The following is a 15,994-nucleotide window of genomic DNA, read 5'->3' as shown; positions in this document are numbered from 1 at the left end:
CAGGGGATAAATAACCCAATAACGGCTCAGCCTCAGCAAGCACACAAATAAAAGGGGAACGCACGGAAAAAAGCTGCCTCTTTTTACCTTCAGTCTTTCCACCGATGATAAGGCAGTATTTTACCTTTTTTACTCAGGGGACCCGATGATTAAAATGATTGCTGTGGATATGGACGGCACCTTCCTCGATGACAACAAAACCTACAACAAAGCGCGATTTTTAGCGCAATACCAGCAACTGAAAAAGCAGAACATCAAGTTTGTGGTCGCCAGCGGCAACCAGTATTACCAGCTCATCAGCTTCTTCCCGGAAATACGGGATGAGATCGCTTTTGTCTCCGAAAACGGTGCCAATATTGTCGACTGTGGTAAGACCTTGTTCTGTGGCGAGTTAAGTGAAGCGCATCTGGAAAAAGTGCTGGCGGTGCTGGCCAGGCTGCCTTACGCCCATACCGTGGTCTGCGGGCCGCGCAGCGCCTATATGCTCAACAGCGCACCCGAATCACTGGTAACACTGATGTCGCAGCACTATCACCGCCTGGAACTGCGCGATGATTTCAGCGCGCTCAATGACACCATCTTCAAGTTCTCACTGAATCTGGCCGATGAAAAAATCCCGGAACTGATGGCACATATCGGCCATGCGCTCGATGGCATCGTCACACCGGTTTCCAGCGGCTTCGGGTTTGTTGACCTGATCATTCCTGGCATCCACAAAGCGCACGGATTGGCGCTACTGCAACGTCAGTGGCAGATTGCCGACAATGAAGTGGTGGCCGTCGGTGACAGCGGTAACGATATTGAGATGGTGGCGCATGCCGGTTATGGCTTTGCGATGGCGAATGCGCAACCCGCCGTGAAGCAGGTGGCGCGATATCACACCGAGAGTAACAACCATGAAGGCGCGCTGAACGTGATTGAACGCGTGTTAAGCGGTCAGATCGGTTAAACGCAGGGGGCGCCCTTGAGAGATCCCAGAAAAATGACCAGGGCGTCATTGCGGGCAGCCGGTTAACCGGTTCCCGGAGGAAGGGCTGCTTGCTGCACCGGCATAAACACGTCCCTGTGGCCTGGCGGCCGGCCTTCCCTGGCCGGCAGCCTGCTGCAATCAGCCCTTCCTCCTTCACCTGCTGGCATTTGCGTGGCTGTTTTTAAAACCCACAGCGGGAACGAATGTTTAGGGGATGGGGCCAGTTTGAGGTAAGCCGGACGTCACGCGGCAGGACGCCGCGTGCCGAGGCCCGCATGGATGCGTCTTTTGCCGATCCGGCGTGCTCAAACTGGCCCCAGCCCGTGTGCTGTGCATTCAGCCAGAAAACATTTGTGGGGATCCTTGATGGAAAGCCCCTTTTTCCGGTCGCCCCCTGCCGAATATTTCCACCACAGGGTGGGCTGACCGAAACAGAGGGTCAGGCCCTACAGGAACAGGCGATCGAGGGAATCCTGCTGTACTTGCTGATACAGCGTAAACTCATCGAGCACCTGAGCCCCCAGCGCCTGCTCAAACGCCGCCTGGCTGGGGTTACCGCTGCTGATACTGCTCGTGTCGCTCCCCAGATTCGACTGAAAAATCCCGGCCGCACTGACCGGTAGAAAATCTTCGTAGATAATCGGTTCGGCAATGACCGCACCCCGGGCAATCTGGCTCTCCAGATCGTCACCCGGTAATGCGGCTATTTCCGGATGACGACGATAACGGTAAAAAGCCAGCTGCTGCTGACGCAACTGGTCAGCATCATCCGGGAAGGCGTTAAATACCGCGCTCAAATGACGCTGATGACTGTCGTTATCCCCGTGTTTTTCCGCTGAGGCTTCACGCAGCAGGCGATCATACAGCTCGCGACCCTTGCGCGTCAGCGCCACGCCGCGCTGCTCAATTTCCCCAAAACGGGCAGTATGCGTACCCGCCGTCTGGTCGGTAAAATCAATCGCTTCATTCAGCGCTTTAAAACTGGTTTGCCGCAGCAGGATCGGACAATGTCGTGCAGGCGGGCCTTCGATGGTCTCTTTCGGCGTGATGCCATATTCCGGCATCAGCTGCTGTACAAGGTCGATATCCAGCGTGCGCGGCGTCAGATGGTTGATATGCGGCCCACGGAAACACACCACATCGGCGATCAGACGATGCTGTGCCAGCAACGTGTTATAGGTACGGAGGTCGACCGAAGCCTGATGATGCCAGCGGAAAGTTTCCAGCGCTTCCTGCACAAATTCGTCCGCCTGCGCATCGTCCAGACCGCCCTGCTGCTGCCATCGCGTCAGCAATTCGCGTAGCCGCGACGTGAAGATATCGCGCCGGGCCAGAATCTCACTCACCTGCTGGCGCAACGCCGGATCCTCAATCAACTCCAGCCGTAGCAGTGAGGTAAACACGCGAAACGGATTGATTTGCAGTGCCTCTTCCGTCACCGGGCGAAACGCGGTGGAGTGCACCGGCACCCCGGCCGCCGTGAGATCGTAATACCCCACCGCCGACATCCCCATCACGGCAAACAGCTGTCGCAGCGTAGCCAACTCCTGCGCCGTTCCCACGCGAATGGCGCCGTGGCGTTCCACGCTCAGGCGATTCACTTCCTGGGGCCACTGATCTGCATTCAATGCGCCAGGATGCTGCGCCAATGCCTGCTGATTCACCTCGCGCACCAGCTGCAACAGCGTGCCATATTGAGGAACTTCCTTTTGATACATCGCCGACATCGCTTTGGAAAAGCGGTCACGAATACGGTCTGCGCTGATAACTCTGTGACTCATTGCGGCTCTCCTGAGTGTCCTGTTCACCATCCCACAGGAAGGATAGCGATGGCTCCGGTAGCTAAGTGTTAGTTTCATCACAGATTGTAGACAGAGAATGAAAATATCATTGCAGCCGCAGCCATAATTGAGACAGAATCTTCTTATTACGAAATATTTCATACCGTATTTCGTTAACAAACACTCTGGATTGTTACTGTTTGCCCGCTAACGGGCTGGCAGGCAAAACCTGAAGGGTTTTTCTTTTTGCTGAAAAAGCGGAAAGAAAAGCTATTCAGGTTTTTTTTTGCCTTCAGAAAAGTTGGCAGCAAGAAAATACAAGAGGAATGGTATTCAGAAAAGAAAAAAAATAAAAACAAATCGTTGATTTAAAGAGTGTTGTCTGCATTCGCACCCACTCTCAATTTTATGCCCGTTAGCGGTACGACTGGCAGGGATTCCGCATGCCTTTTATTTATCATGCAACACCTGGGAAACTAAAAAATGAAAACACACTCATTAAAAATAATAGCCGTTCTTATTACTTCTGCACTGTTTCCAAACCATGTTCTTGCCGCTAAATTAACGCTGGAACAGCGTCTGGAATTACTGGAAAAAGAGTTACAGCGAACCCAAACGGAATTCAGCGAATATAAAGCACAGCATGAACAGCCCGCTATGGCTAAACGTGCGGCGCCCGCCAGCACGCCGAATGCCGCCCCTGTCGCGGTTAGCGCCAGCTCTACGGTTGACGTCGCCAGCACTTCTGCCGGTGGCGAAAGCAGCCAGCCAGTCACCCTGAAAGACATCAGCCAGTATGTGAAAGATGATATCGGCTTCACCTACTCCGGCTACCTGCGCAGCGGCTGGGCAACCGGCAACAACGGCTCCCCACAGTCCTATGCTATCGGCTCCGTCGGGCGCTTTGGTAATGAGCACAGCGGCTGGTTTGACTTACTGCTGAAACAGCGCGTGTATAACCAGAATGGAAAAACCGCCGAAGCCATTGTCAAACTGGATGGTAACGTCAGCCAGCAGTATGGTTCCGGCTGGTTTGGCGACAACACCGGCAATGAAAACCTGCTGCAGTTCTCCGATATCTACCTGACCACCAAAGGTTTCCTGCCGTTTGCGCCCGAAGCTGACTTCTGGGTGGGTAAACATACCCTACCGGTCTATGAAATCCAGATGCTCGACTGGAAAAGCGTGCGCACCGACGTCGGCGGCGGCGTAGGTATTGAAAACCTGGCGGCCGGACCGGGCAAGGTTGATCTGTCACTGACCCGTGAAGATATCGACGTTTACTCGCGCGATCTCGCCAATAAGACGCAAATGAATACCAACTCTGTCGAGGTCCGCTACAAAGATCTGCCACTGTGGGATAGCGCAACGCTGACCATGATGGGTAAATATTCGATGGCGAATAAAACCGACGAGCAGAAAAACAATGAAGACAGCAACAGCTTCTATACGCTGAAAGACGCATGGCTGGCCACCGCCATCGTGCGCCAGCAGCTCTACAACAAAGGCTTTAACGACTTCAGCCTGCAGGCCGGTAACAACTCCTTCGCCAGCAGCTTCGCCAATTACAACGGTGCAAGCTCCAATGTCAGCTATAACGGCTACTATTATGGCGACCACACTAACGGCACCGCGTTCCGCGCCATCTCCCAGGGTGAAATGTACCTGAGCGATAAGATCATTATGGCGAATGCGCTGGTCTACTCACGCGGTAACGATGTCTACAGCTACGAAAGTGGTTCACACAGCGATTTCGAAAGCCTGCGTACCGTGGTGCGCCCGGCCTGGATCTGGGACAGCTACAATCAGACCGGTGTGGAACTGGGCTGGTTTACTCAGACCAACAAAACGCAGTCAGGTGAGAATCTGAAAGAATCTGGCTATAAAACGACGCTGTATCACGCGCTGAAAGTCGATACCAGCATCCTGAACTCACGCCCGGAGATCCGTTTCTACGGTACGTATTTGCATGTACTGGATAATGAGCTGTCAAATTACAGCTTCCAGGACAGCAAAAACGATCAGTTCACGCTGGGCGTTCAGGCGGAAGTCTGGTGGTAATCTGCCCCTGATTTTCTTAACCGATAAGGAAGTAACTGATGAAGAAGTCTGCCGTTGCACTGCTGCTCTCAGGCCTGGTACTGGGGGCATCGCTCCCGGCCTTTTCCGCGACGCTGCCCGCTGATTTCCCTGTATTCCCGCCGCAGGATCGGGCGGTGAATCAGTACGTGACTCAGGTGAATGCTGACCACAGCATCACCTTCCGGTTGTTCGCACCGCAGGCGCAAAAAGTCTCGGTGTTTACCGGGGCCACGCCGGATAGCTATGTCTCGCATCCGATGGTGAAGGACGCCAGCGGGATCTGGAGTTTCCGCTCAGCGGTGCAGGCACCGAATCTGTATGAGTACTTCTTCAGTGTTGATGGTTTCCGCAGTATCGATACCGGTACGGCGTATGCCAAACCCCAGCGCCAGGTGAACACCAGCCTGATCCTGGTGCCGGGCAGCATTCTCGACGTGCGCAATGTGCCTCATGGTGAACTGCGTACGCTGACTTATCACTCACCCCAGCTGAAGCGCGAGCGTCAGGTCGCGGTCTGGACACCGCCGGGTTACGACGGAAAAGGCGCCCCGCTACCGGTGCTCTATTTCTATCACGGCTTTGGTGACAGTCTGCGCTCGGCCATCGATCAGGGCCGTGTGCCGGAAATGATGGATAACCTGCTGGCAGAGGGAAAAATCAAACCGATGCTGGTGGTGATCCCGGATACCGAAACCGATACCGCCACCACCACGCCGGAAGCGTACGTGCCGCAGGAGCGCCGTAAGCTGTTCTACCCGCTGAATGCGGCGGCGGCTGACCGTGAACTGATCCACGATATTATCCCGCTGATAAACCAGCGCTTTAATGTCCGTCATGATGCGAACGGACGCGCACTGGCGGGCCTGTCGCAGGGAGGATATCAGGCGCTGGTGTCGGGTCTCAGTCATCTGGACAGTTTCAGTGCGCTGGCGACTCTCAGCGGTGTGAGCACTACCACTGTTCCGAATGACAAGGTGGCGGCACAGCTGGAAAAACCGGATCAGATTAACCGTCAGTTGAAAAACTTTACCGTTGTGGTCGGCGAGAATGACACCATTACCGGTAAAGATATCGCCGGGCTGAAGCAAACGCTTGAAGAGAAAGGGGTGAAGTTCGATTATCACGCCTGGCCGAAGCTGGGGCACGAAATGGATGTCTGGCGACCGGCCTACGCGGAGTTTGTCCAGAAACTGTTCCGTTAAGCGCAAAAACCGCTGATACCGGGAGAGAAAATCTACGCTAAAAAATCGGGCGGGCCGTTTAAGGCCTGCCCGACAGACTCATCGCCTGCGCAAACGTAACAGGCCGAACACCACCAGCAGCAACACTATCACGCCGCCAGCCATCAGCCAGTTCACGTAACGGATGATAAACGGGGGGTCCCCACCGCCGCGCAGATTATGCACATCCTCTGCCGTTAACGGGCTCACAATCCCCGCGAACTGGTCGCGTACATAGCGGCTGACAGCGGCAATCTGCGCATCATTCATTTGGCTGGCAAAGCCTGGCATAGCCACATCGGCATCGCTGCCATGGCGATGAATGCCCTCCACAATGGTCATCACTAAATTACCCGGAGAAACGGCAGATACTGCGCTGTTTTGCCTGAGCGAAGGGTAGAAGTTATCACCTGTTCCCTTGCCTTCGCGGCCGTGACAGCTTGCACAAGCGCCACTGTACAACGCTGCACCATCGGTGGTTGAGCTGTTCGCCAGCGATGCCTGATCGCCCTGACCTTTAATCACCTGATTAATGTCCTCAGGCGCTGGCCTGGTACTGTCCACCGCCTGCGCGCTTTGGATCGCGGGAACCTGCTTAATCCAGGCGGCAATCGCCTGCAGATCGTCATCCGACATGTAGCGGAAACTGTGCTCAACGGCTTCCGCCATCGGCCCGGCCGCCTGCCCTTTCCCGGTCACATGGCCCGTTTTCAGGTAGGTGGCAATATCGCTCTGACTCCAGTCCGCCAACCCCGAAGGATCGGAGGTGATATTCGGCGCATACCAGCCGCCCAGCGGACTGCCAGCAAGATAGCGGCTCTGGTCTTCTGCCATGGCCATATTGCGCGGCGTATGACAGGTGCTGCAATGCGCCAGCACGTCCACCAGATAGCGCCCACGGTTGAGTTTATCCGACAGCTCCGCCTGCTTTTCACCCTGTTGAGTATTGAGGTAAAGAAGATTCCAGCCCCACATCAGCTGGCGAAGATTAAACGGGAAACTGAGCGCGGTTTGTTCCTCAGGCGCCCGATCGACAGGTTTAACACCCTGCATAAAATAGAGATACAGGGCGTGAATATCGTCGTCAGTCATCCCCTGAAAGGCAGTGTAAGGCATGGCGGGATACAGGTAACTTCCGTCGGCAGCCTGACCTTTTCGCAACGCGTCAGCAAACTGTTGCTCAGTGTAGCCGCCAATACCGAACTGTCTGGACGGCGTAATATTGCTGGCAATAATACGTCCCATCGGGGAATCAATGGCATAGCCACCGGCAAAAGGCGCACCATTTTTGGTGGCCTGACGGTGACAGGCAGCGCAGTCAGCGGCGATGGCAATCGTTTTACCGCGCTCAATCATCACCTCGTCAGAGGCCACTGCCTGCCAGGAACCCGCCAGCAGCAGAACGTACATCAAGATTTTCATGATCAGATCTCTCGCTCAATGATGTCAGCGGCGCGAAGACTTAATGCCACGCCGGTGAGCGTCGGATTAATCACGCCTGAAGCCGGAATGACCCCTGTCGTGGCGAGAAACAGGTTGCTGTGATCCCACGTCCGACACTCATGGTTGACCACGGAGTCACGAGAGCTGTCTCCCATAATCACCGTGCCCATCAGGTGATCGCGGTTTTGCCATCCCGTATTGTCCTCAACAACGTCGCCCCCCATCAGGCTAGCGAAACGGCGGTAATCGTTATCCACCACCGCCTTCGCCGCTTTGACATAATCATCCACTTCGTAGTGCACCGTCAGCATCGGGATCCCCAACGCATCTTTACGCGTCGTGCTGGCACGAACCGTGTTCGTCTCATGCGGTAAAATTTCAAACACCGTAGAAATATCTACCCAGCGTGCAGCCTGATGGCGGATCTGTTCATCCAGCATTTTGCCAATGACGCCTTTGGCAATCAGCCGCTGCGCGACGGCCATATTCGGCACGTTGTTTGATATGGCATGCTTGATAGCCGAGTGATTTTTGCGAAAGTCTCCATCGCGGTTGTTAAAAATACCGCCCTGCTGAACCGCGCCACGACCGGGCCATAGCGGTTCATCTGCCAGAAACTGCATCCCCATTCCGGTGTGATCCATCAGATTACGCCCTACCTGATCGGAACTGTTGGCCACATCCGAGATCAGCAAAAGTTTTGCCGTTTCCAGACCATGTGCCGCCACCACGAAATATTTTGCCGTTAAGCGGGTATCTAACCCTTTTGAACTGCGCACATGTACGGCGACAATTTTGTCATCAGCGCCTTTTTCCAGTTTCCAGGCGGTGGCATCCGTCATCAGCTTCGCTCCTGCCTCTTCTGCATGGCGGGCATGAGTATCACCGCTGTACATGGCCCCAATGGGACAAACAGGCATGCAGTTGTTGTTACCACTGCATGCGGGGCGGGCATCATAGGGCCGCGTGGCGCGGGCATTGGGCTCATGAATGAAGTGGTATCCGGCAGGAGAGAGACGGCTTTTCAGACGCTGAAAAAGATAGGTTTCCCCCTCTGGTTCCATAGGATAAGGCTGCGAACGCGGAGGGAAGGCCGCTCCCCCCTGGCCGCTCTGATCATCTGTATCGCTGCCGCATACCCCCAGCGCCTCCTCCGCTTTTTGGTACCAGGGTTCAAGTGCGTCATAGTCCATTGGCCAGTCACGCCCAACGCCATACAGGGTTTTTAATTTCATATCGTTCGGCAGATAGCGCCAACAGGCAGCAGCCCAGTGCCAGGTGGTTCCCCCCACCAGTTTCAGCATTCCAGGGCGGAAATCGAATGAACCCGTGTTCTCAATATATTGTTCATCGTAAGAGTGATGAGCCCAGGGTTCATTAGGGTAAGGCGAGTTATAATTGCCTTTTTTCGACGAGTTACGGAAATTTTCAACGATTTTCCACCGTGGAATACGTTCACCGGCCTCCAGGATAATGACCGATTTTCCCTTTAGGGCGAGATGCGTAGCGGCATTACTGCCCAGCGCACCGGAACCGATGACAATGACATCGGCATCATAATGTTGATTCATAGGGGATGCTCACATAAAGAAAAGAGTTAGTCGTTGGCGATCGTGGCCGGCGGCTGGGTCCAGTAATTAGTCTTACCGCGCGAATAAGTGGGTATAACGGTGGCATCCAGGGTGGGGGCATACATTAGCGCATCGGTATAGGTTACAAAGCGGGTGTTATCCACCGCACGCAGTGGCACGGGCGTACCGGTAAACCCGAGGTACCAGGCGGAGATGATTTTCTTGATCGTTGCCCCGGTACTCCCCTGCATCAGAGAATGGCCGTTGAGCTGGTCAGCGTGAGTGATGGCGGCCGCCTGACAACCAGACCAAAGCCGTTGCAGTTGCTGAGGAAAATCGCCGTCCTCCGCGTTCAGGCAGTAAAGCGCACGCTGTGCCACCAGCGGACTCAGGTGCGAACGTGCGGTAACAAGTAATGAGGTGTGATAAAACGCAGCACTGTCACTGCCTGCGGCGGGAACGGCCGCCCAGGACAGGGTGGGCCTGAGCACCGCAAACCCCAACAAGGCGGCACCGCTACCTAAAAGCTTCCTTCGTGTTAACATTTGTCACTCTCCATTTGGACAACTGTGATTATCATCACACCATTCGAATGGACTTGTATATGGCATGTAAAAGCGCCAGATAGTTAAGCTGGCGTAACGAATTTGGATTTTTTACCGCTGTGGATTAATACAGTTTCAGTCGGTGAAAATACGTCGTAGTCAGGAGATTAAAATGACACAGCCGCGTATCGGCGTCGGAGTATTACTCTTCCGTGATGGCAAAGTATTATTAGGTAAACGTCTGGGCAGCCACGGCGCAGGCGAATGGGCAACGCCTGGAGGTCATCTGGAGTTTGGGGAAACGCCACAGCAATGCGCGCAGCGAGAAGTGGCTGAAGAAACCGGACTTTCTCTGGGGGAATGTGTTCAGGGGCCCTTCACTAATAACATTTTCTGTTCAGAGCAGAAACATTACGTCACGCTTTTTATGCTCGCCTGGCATGCCAGCGGCACACCCGAACGCTGTGAACCGCACAAATGTGAAGGCTGGCAGTGGTTCGATAAGACGGCGCTACCGCAGCCGCTGTTCGCCCCACTGCAATCTTTGCTGGATCAAAGTGATCTTCTCGATCTCAGTCAGGAAACGCGCTGATTTAGTGGGTGATATGCGCCGCCAGCCAGTCTGCATCCAGCAGGCGTGCGGCGGCCGCGTCGAGATAGAGCGTGCAGTTGGCATGGCGCTGCAATACAGAAGCAGGCAACGCTTCCACGGGGGGCTCCATCAGCATCCGCCGGACTATCTCGGCTTTATTCTCACCGTTGATCAGCACCCTGATATGCCTCGCCTGCATAATGGTGTGAATGCCAAAGCTCAGGTAGCTGTCGGGAACATTTTCCTCCGATCCCACTTCCTGCACTAAAGCCGCCATCAGTACACCGTGGCAGCGATCGACCTCAATTTCACGCGTCAGCGTGTCGAACGGCGTGCCCGGCAGGTTCGCGGCAATATGTCCATCCTGCCCCACCCCCAGCAGCAGCAGATCCAGCCCGCCGTCAGCGGCAATCGCGGCATCCTGCTGCGCAACGTTGGCCAGGGTTAACGGATGGATGCGTTGTGGCGGGATGCCCGCCGGGGTCAGCAGATGTCGGTCAATATGCTGATAAATCACCCCTGGCTGCTGCTCACGACCGCGCAGCGGAACATCATCCTGCAGATAATAGTGTACCTGCTGTCCGGCGTTTTCTGCCTGTAACCGTGCGACCAGATGCTGATACAGCCGCAGCGGCGATGAACCGCCTGTCGGGGCGAAATTACAACGTCCTCCCTGATTCAGCTCAGTAAAAATATCTGCCGCGGCCTGCTGGCTCAGGGCTTCATGATCGTCGAATAACCGTATTTTCATTTTTTCATTCCCTTGTTACGGACCGGATGACAATAAGATGAATGCTTCTGATAACCACTGCAACAATAATAACTAAAGGGATAATTCTCTTGGGTTTTTATCGCTAAAAAGTCCGAGAAATCAGTAGTAGAGCGCGCAACGGCATCGTACAGTGAATAACCTGCTTTTCTGCCAACGAGACCCTGATGAATCCTCTTGCTTCCCTGCTTAACCTGAGTGCTCACCCGATTACCGATGCCGGTTACACAGCAACATGCCAGCAGCAGCTAGCTGCCAGCGGCGCGCTGGTACTGCGAGGTTTTTTAACCCCTGCCGCGCTGGCCGCAATCAAGCAGGAAGGGGACGATAACCAGCATCTGGCGTTTTATGCCAGCAGCCAGCATAACGTCTATTTGCAGAAACCGGACGATGCCTTTGCCGCCGATCACCCGCGTAACCGCCAGGTGGTTTCCTCGAAAGGCTGTATTACCGATGAAGAGATCCCGGCGGCCTCGGCCCTGCGTACGTTGTACGACTCGGACGCGTTCAAGGCGTTTCTATGCGGCGTGCTGCAAGAGCAACAGTTGTTCCCGTATGCCGACAACCTGTCGTCGATTAACCTGCACTATGCACATGCCGGGCAGGAGCTGGGCTGGCACTTTGACAACTCCTCCTTCGCTATCACACTGCTGATTCAGAAACCCGAAGCGGGCGGCGTATTTGAATACGTCAGCCATCTGCGTAATGCGGAAGCCGGAGAGATGAACTACAGCGGTGTGGGTGCCGTGCTGGACGGTGAGCATCCGGTAGAGAAACTGGCCATTGAGCCGGGGGATCTGGTGCTGTTCAGGGGGCGGAATGCCCTGCACCGCGTGACGCCAACGGAAGGAGATACGACACGTATGCTGGTGGTGCTGGCGTACAATGCCCAGCCGGATGTGTCGTTGTCAGAAAGCGCCCGCATGACCTTCTACGGGCGCCTGTGATCTCACTGCTGTAATGCTTCCCAGCCGCGCTGGAAAATCTGTCGGGTGCGCAGTGCAACCAGCGCCCGCCAGTCCGGATCGGCCGGGTAAAACCCTTCAAACAGCTGCTGTTTCACCTGTAATGCCTGCTCGCTGTCCAGGTCACCGTACAGATGCAGCCAGTGGTCGTCGCGCACGCGACGGTGCATATCACGACCGTCGTAAGTTCCGCACTCCACCACCAGTTGAAGCAGTTCAGTCTCCGGCAGCTGATCCAGCATAAACTGTGACAAATAACCGGTGGCTGTGGCGGTCACACCGGTGTCACTCTCCCCACTGTCCCCGGTGATGATCACCGTCAGCCACTCGCCAAACAGACGTTTCGCTTCATCGAGCGCCGGGTAAGGGCGCTGCGCAATCGCCAGCAGCATGGGATGGCCGTAAGCCCCGGCCCCGGTATGCAGATCGAAGCTGATAATACGCCGTGCCATTTGCAGATGATTGGCGATAATCTGCCGCAGGATCTGCTGAGACCAGCTGGCCTCGCTGCCGCCGTAAAAGATGCCGTCAGCAAACTGATACTGCCCGGCTTCCACAATACGTTTTACGCCACCCCAGCCGATCTCCGCGCACTTCAGTGCCATCTGCACATCGGCTGCCGCACGCTCTGATCCGTCCAGGTCACGGCAGGTATAAATACTGTGCAGCGCCGGGTACGCCGGATTGGGCGGTACCGCTCCCGAGAAGTCGATAAAGTTACGGTTCAGGTCGGCGTTGTCTTCATTCACCCGCCGCAGCCAGGCGGTACCCCACGGATTGATCAGATGCACCAGCACCAGCGCGACATCCTGCGGCAGGGTGCTGCCATCCAGCGCTTCCAGCCAGGCGATCTGGCTGTCGGAGCCGTAATACCCTTCCACGCCGTGGGTGCCAGAAACCACCAGCATCACCTGCGGGGCATCCGCGCGGCCAATCACCGCCACATCGGTCGACAGCGGCTCGCCCTGCGGGCCGCTCAGCGGGTGTGGGTAGCAGGTAACAGCGCCTCCCAGCGCCCCCACTGCTGCCAGAAAGCGTGCGCGCTGCTGGCGAAAGTCAGGCAGTGTCGTTAACGTCATCGCTTACTCCGGGCGGTGATAAACATCAAAGCTGAAATACTGCTTCGCCAGACGATCGTAGGTGCCATTTTTGTGCAGTTCAGCCATCGCTTCATTAATTTTGGCAATGCGCGCACCGTCATCTTTACGCAAGCCGATCCCGACACCTTCACCGAAGTATTTTGGGTCATACAGCGGTTTCCCGGCGATATGATACTCCGCACCCTGCGGCGTTTTCAGGAAGCCGGACTCAGCCGCTGCTGCACTGGTGAAAGTGGCATCAAGACGCCCTGACGCCAGGTCCGGATAAATTTCCGACTGGTTTGGATAGCTCACCACCTGAACACCCTGGCTGCCCCAGACGCTTTTCGCAAAGCCTTCCTGCGTGGTGCCCTGCGCCACGCCAACGGTCTTGCCTTTCAGCGATGCCAGTTCCGGCATCAGCTTGCTGTCTTTACGTGTCAGCAACGCGCTCGGGGTGTTATAGAGCATGTCGGTGAACGCCACCTGCTCACGACGTTTTTCAGTCATCGCCATGGCTGACAGGATGGCATCAAACTTGCGCGCCTGTAATGCCGGAATAATGCCGTCATAACCGGTCTGTACCCAGACACATTTCACTTTCATCTGCTGGCAGATGGCGTTACCCATATCAATATCAAATCCCTGCAACGATCCGTCAGCAGCCTTGGATTCAAAGGGGGGGAACGTCGGGTCAACGCCAAAACGCAGCTCTTCTGCGGCCAGGGCAGAAGCACTAAACCCCGCCAGCAAAGCCAGCGCGGTCAGGGTCAGTTTTTTCATTTCAGGATCTCCGGGATCATCATGCGGGTTATCCCCAAGTAATAGCATGATTTTTCATGGAGAAATAAGGCTTTTGTCTTATGGCAGGCGGGGGTTAATAAGCCAGTTTTATAATACGAGGTGTTGTCGGGTAAACGTCGATGAGGGTGGCCGGGCGGCCACCCTCTGATCTCAGCTGCGTGGGTACAACTCAAGCAGACGGCGCGTCACACCGTTAGTCCAGCCGAAGCCGTCCTGCAACGGGTATTCGCCACCGCCACCGAGCAGCGCGGCATCACCGCTGATGTTGTATTTCTCCACCAGCTTGTGATGCTGCTGCCAGGTGGTATCGACGGTCGTCAGCCAACGGGTGGCAATCTCCTTCGCCAGCTCTTCTTCGCCATAACTGCTGAAGCCTTTTACCGCCAGCCACTGCATGGGTGCCCAGCCGTTCGGGCTGTCCCACTGCTCACCGGTCACTTCCATGCTGCACAGCATACCGCCCGGTGCCAGAAGATAGTCACGCACCGCTTTCGCCGTACGCGTGGCCTGCTCATAGCTGGACATTCCCACATACACCGGGGTGACCGCCGCGGCGGAGAACGCGGCTTTCTCCCCTTCACGCCAGTTGTAATCCCGGTACAGGCCGGTTTCCTCTTCCCACAGATACTTATCTACGACCTCACGGCGACGCAGCGCCAGCTGCTGGTAGCGGTCTGCGGTCTCCTGCTCGCCTTTGCTGGCCGACAATCGGGCGATGGTGGTTTCCAGCTTGTAGAGGAACGCATTCAGGTCGATCGGCACAATACTGGTGGTCTGGATGCTTTCCAGACGGCCTGGCTCAGCCAGCCAGCGCGAGGTAAAGTCCCAACCGGATGCCGCGCCGGCACGCAGGTCACGGTACACTTCGCTGGACGGACGCGATGACTGGCGTGCCGTTTCCACGTCTTCCAGCCAGGACTCGTCACGCGGCGTATCACGGTCATCCCAGTAACGGTTCAGCACCGAACCATCGGGCAGCATCACCACGTGGCGATACGCCTGATTCGGGGAGAGATCGTCCTGGCCATCCATCCAGAACGCATACTCGCTTTTCAACTGCGGCAGGTAATGCTGTGCTTCATGGATATCATTCTTTTCGAACAACTCCACCATCATGGCAAACACCGGCGGCTGCGAACGGCTGAGGTAATAAGTACGGTTACCGTTAGGAATATGGCCGTATTTATCAATCATCCACGCAAAGTTGTCGGCCATGTTATGCATCAGATCGCCACGCCCGGCGGCGGCAAAGCCCAGCATGCTGAAATAGGAATCCCAGTAGTAGGTTTCACCAAATCGCCCGCCCGGCACCACATAGGGTTTCGGCAGCGGCAGCAGCGATGAAAACTCGCAATGCTTTTCCGGCTGGCGGGTTAATACCGGCCACAGCGCATCAATATGTTGTTCGATGCTGTTTTCCGGGTCGGAAACATAGCGGCTGTCATGGACACGTGGCAGCTCGAAATTTTCCAGCACGAATTCCAGCAGGTTAAAATCATCCCGCTCACGCGCCATATAATAACGAAAGAGAATACGTTCCGGTTCAAACCTTGGCGCACAGTCAGCAAAGGTTTTACTGTCGGAAAAAATACGCGACATCTGCACCACTTCGAACAGCTCCTGATAGCGGTCTGAAGGGGTGAGAATATCGGACGCGGGTAGCCCACGGATCGGCTCCGGCTGAGGCTCGACCGCGGAATCAGGCCCAGCCTCATAATCATCGTACCAGGCTTCATATTCAGTAGGGTTATTGTCAATCATCGCTTCATTTTGGTTGAAAGTGATAAGAACCTCCTGATGCCTAAATATTATGGCAAAGTCGCTGGTGGATTAAGAGACTTATTATAGTACCGTAGTCTCAGCACGCAACCCGATGTTTCCATTACTCTTAATGAAGAAATATTTCAAAAAATAAACAGAAAGAAAAATAAGCCAAATTCATTGACAATAAAAATGAAAATTGCCGTTTTCCCCTTCATTTCTGACTGCCTATTTATTTTTTAAAATAGTGTTCATTAATCGCGAAATTACAGCAGCTTAACGACGCTGGTGGCAAAAAAAGGCAAAAATGATTTCTCTGGCGTTTTTAACAGTATTCTTCAACGCTTACAGAAGATTAGCGTATTTTTCCGCTTACCCATGACGTGTGGCTGTGCCTGTTGAGCCCGCGCTG

At 55.0% G+C, this 15,994-nt stretch carries 13 protein-coding genes; 5 read left to right on the top strand and 8 right to left on the bottom strand.

Translation table 11 applies throughout. The annotated features are described in order from the left end of the window. Window positions 1-145: 145 nt before the first annotated feature. Complete coding sequence (locus FVB43_RS16240) at window positions 146-949, top strand: Cof-type HAD-IIB family hydrolase (protein ID WP_167864310.1); 804 nt, start codon at window positions 146-148, stop codon at window positions 947-949. Window positions 950-1,416: 467 nt separating this feature from the next. Here FVB43_RS16240 and hglS read toward each other — a convergent pair whose 3' ends face one another. Continuing rightward, window positions 1,417-2,751: a 2-oxoadipate dioxygenase/decarboxylase HglS gene (gene hglS / locus FVB43_RS16235; protein WP_159336777.1), complete on the bottom strand. Its 1,335-nt coding sequence runs from the start codon at window positions 2,749-2,751 to the stop codon at window positions 1,417-1,419. A gap of 483 nt (window positions 2,752-3,234) precedes the next feature. Here hglS and FVB43_RS16230 point away from each other — a divergent pair, with 483 nt between their 5' ends. After that, window positions 3,235-4,812 carry a carbohydrate porin gene (locus tag FVB43_RS16230; protein ID WP_167864309.1) on the top strand — a complete coding sequence of 526 codons (1,578 nt, stop codon included), beginning with the start codon at window positions 3,235-3,237 and terminating at the stop codon, window positions 4,810-4,812. A gap of 38 nt (window positions 4,813-4,850) precedes the next feature. After that, window positions 4,851-6,035 carry an alpha/beta hydrolase-fold protein gene (locus FVB43_RS16225; protein WP_167864308.1) on the top strand — a complete coding sequence of 395 codons (1,185 nt, stop codon included), beginning with the start codon at window positions 4,851-4,853 and terminating at the stop codon, window positions 6,033-6,035. A 78-nt stretch (window positions 6,036-6,113) separates the two neighbouring features. Here FVB43_RS16225 and FVB43_RS16220 read toward each other — a convergent pair whose 3' ends face one another. Genes FVB43_RS16220 through FVB43_RS16210 form a run of 3 tightly spaced genes read right to left on the bottom strand, consistent with a single transcriptional unit; the run spans window position 6,114 to window position 9,612 of the window. Next, the gene (locus FVB43_RS16220; RefSeq protein ID WP_159336775.1) at window positions 6,114-7,475 is read right to left on the bottom strand and encodes a c-type cytochrome; all 1,362 of its coding nucleotides are present in this window, start codon (window positions 7,473-7,475) and stop codon (window positions 6,114-6,116) included. A 2-nt stretch (window positions 7,476-7,477) separates the two neighbouring features. Next, on the bottom strand, window positions 7,478-9,067 hold the full coding sequence (locus tag FVB43_RS16215) for a GMC family oxidoreductase (protein ID WP_159336774.1): 1,590 nt from the start codon (window positions 9,065-9,067) through the stop codon (window positions 7,478-7,480). A gap of 26 nt (window positions 9,068-9,093) precedes the next feature. Then, window positions 9,094-9,612 (bottom strand): sugar dehydrogenase complex small subunit, encoded by a 519-nt coding sequence (locus FVB43_RS16210; protein ID WP_159336773.1) that lies wholly within the window; start codon window positions 9,610-9,612, stop codon window positions 9,094-9,096. A gap of 172 nt (window positions 9,613-9,784) precedes the next feature. On the opposite strand from FVB43_RS16210, the gene FVB43_RS16205 reads away from it, so the two are divergent. Then, window positions 9,785-10,204 (top strand): nucleotide triphosphate diphosphatase NUDT15, encoded by a 420-nt coding sequence (locus FVB43_RS16205; protein WP_159336772.1) that lies wholly within the window; start codon window positions 9,785-9,787, stop codon window positions 10,202-10,204. 1 nt (window position 10,205) lies between these two features. Here the strand turns inward: FVB43_RS16205 and FVB43_RS16200 are convergent, their stop codons facing one another. Then, complete coding sequence (locus FVB43_RS16200) at window positions 10,206-10,955, bottom strand: 6-phosphogluconolactonase (RefSeq protein WP_159336771.1); 750 nt, start codon at window positions 10,953-10,955, stop codon at window positions 10,206-10,208. Window positions 10,956-11,140: 185 nt separating this feature from the next. Here FVB43_RS16200 and FVB43_RS16195 point away from each other — a divergent pair, with 185 nt between their 5' ends. Continuing rightward, window positions 11,141-11,920 (top strand): HalD/BesD family halogenase, encoded by a 780-nt coding sequence (locus tag FVB43_RS16195; RefSeq protein WP_159336770.1) that lies wholly within the window; start codon window positions 11,141-11,143, stop codon window positions 11,918-11,920. Window positions 11,921-11,922: 2 nt separating this feature from the next. Here FVB43_RS16195 and FVB43_RS16190 read toward each other — a convergent pair whose 3' ends face one another. The 3 genes from FVB43_RS16190 to treF form a co-directional block, all read right to left on the bottom strand. Next, window positions 11,923-13,017 (bottom strand): DUF2817 domain-containing protein, encoded by a 1,095-nt coding sequence (locus FVB43_RS16190; protein ID WP_133842601.1) that lies wholly within the window; start codon window positions 13,015-13,017, stop codon window positions 11,923-11,925. Window positions 13,018-13,020: 3 nt separating this feature from the next. Further along, complete coding sequence (locus FVB43_RS16185; protein ID WP_133842602.1) at window positions 13,021-13,800, bottom strand: ABC transporter substrate-binding protein; 780 nt, start codon at window positions 13,798-13,800, stop codon at window positions 13,021-13,023. 171 nt (window positions 13,801-13,971) lie between these two features. Next, entirely contained in the window at window positions 13,972-15,606 is a 1,635-nt protein-coding gene (gene treF, locus FVB43_RS16180; RefSeq protein ID WP_259152095.1) for an alpha,alpha-trehalase TreF, read from the bottom strand. Between the last annotated feature and the right edge of the window lie 388 nt (window positions 15,607-15,994).

Source organism: Erwinia rhapontici (genome assembly GCF_012271765.1).
Taxonomy (GTDB): domain Bacteria; phylum Pseudomonadota; class Gammaproteobacteria; order Enterobacterales; family Enterobacteriaceae; genus Erwinia; species Erwinia rhapontici.
Note: the sequence above shows the minus strand (reverse complement) of the source record. Positions and strands in the feature narration are given on the sequence as shown.

Bases quoted from the DNA above. Each gene is read 5' to 3' on its own strand.
- FVB43_RS16240 (WP_167864310.1), top strand. From the start codon at position 146: ATGATTAAAATGATTGCTGTGGATATGGACGGCACCTTCCTCGATGAC.
- hglS (WP_159336777.1), bottom strand. From the start codon at position 2,751: ATGAGTCACAGAGTTATCAGCGCAGACCGTATTCGTGACCGCTTTTCC.
- FVB43_RS16230 (WP_167864309.1), top strand. From the start codon at position 3,235: ATGAAAACACACTCATTAAAAATAATAGCCGTTCTTATTACTTCTGCA.
- FVB43_RS16225 (WP_167864308.1), top strand. From the start codon at position 4,851: ATGAAGAAGTCTGCCGTTGCACTGCTGCTCTCAGGCCTGGTACTGGGG.
- FVB43_RS16220 (WP_159336775.1), bottom strand. From the start codon at position 7,475: ATGAAAATCTTGATGTACGTTCTGCTGCTGGCGGGTTCCTGGCAGGCA.
- FVB43_RS16215 (WP_159336774.1), bottom strand. From the start codon at position 9,067: ATGAATCAACATTATGATGCCGATGTCATTGTCATCGGTTCCGGTGCG.
- FVB43_RS16210 (WP_159336773.1), bottom strand. From the start codon at position 9,612: ATGTTAACACGAAGGAAGCTTTTAGGTAGCGGTGCCGCCTTGTTGGGG.
- FVB43_RS16205 (WP_159336772.1), top strand. From the start codon at position 9,785: ATGACACAGCCGCGTATCGGCGTCGGAGTATTACTCTTCCGTGATGGC.
- FVB43_RS16200 (WP_159336771.1), bottom strand. From the start codon at position 10,955: ATGAAAATACGGTTATTCGACGATCATGAAGCCCTGAGCCAGCAGGCC.
- FVB43_RS16195 (WP_159336770.1), top strand. From the start codon at position 11,141: ATGAATCCTCTTGCTTCCCTGCTTAACCTGAGTGCTCACCCGATTACC.
- FVB43_RS16190 (WP_133842601.1), bottom strand. From the start codon at position 13,017: ATGACGTTAACGACACTGCCTGACTTTCGCCAGCAGCGCGCACGCTTT.
- FVB43_RS16185 (WP_133842602.1), bottom strand. From the start codon at position 13,800: ATGAAAAAACTGACCCTGACCGCGCTGGCTTTGCTGGCGGGGTTTAGT.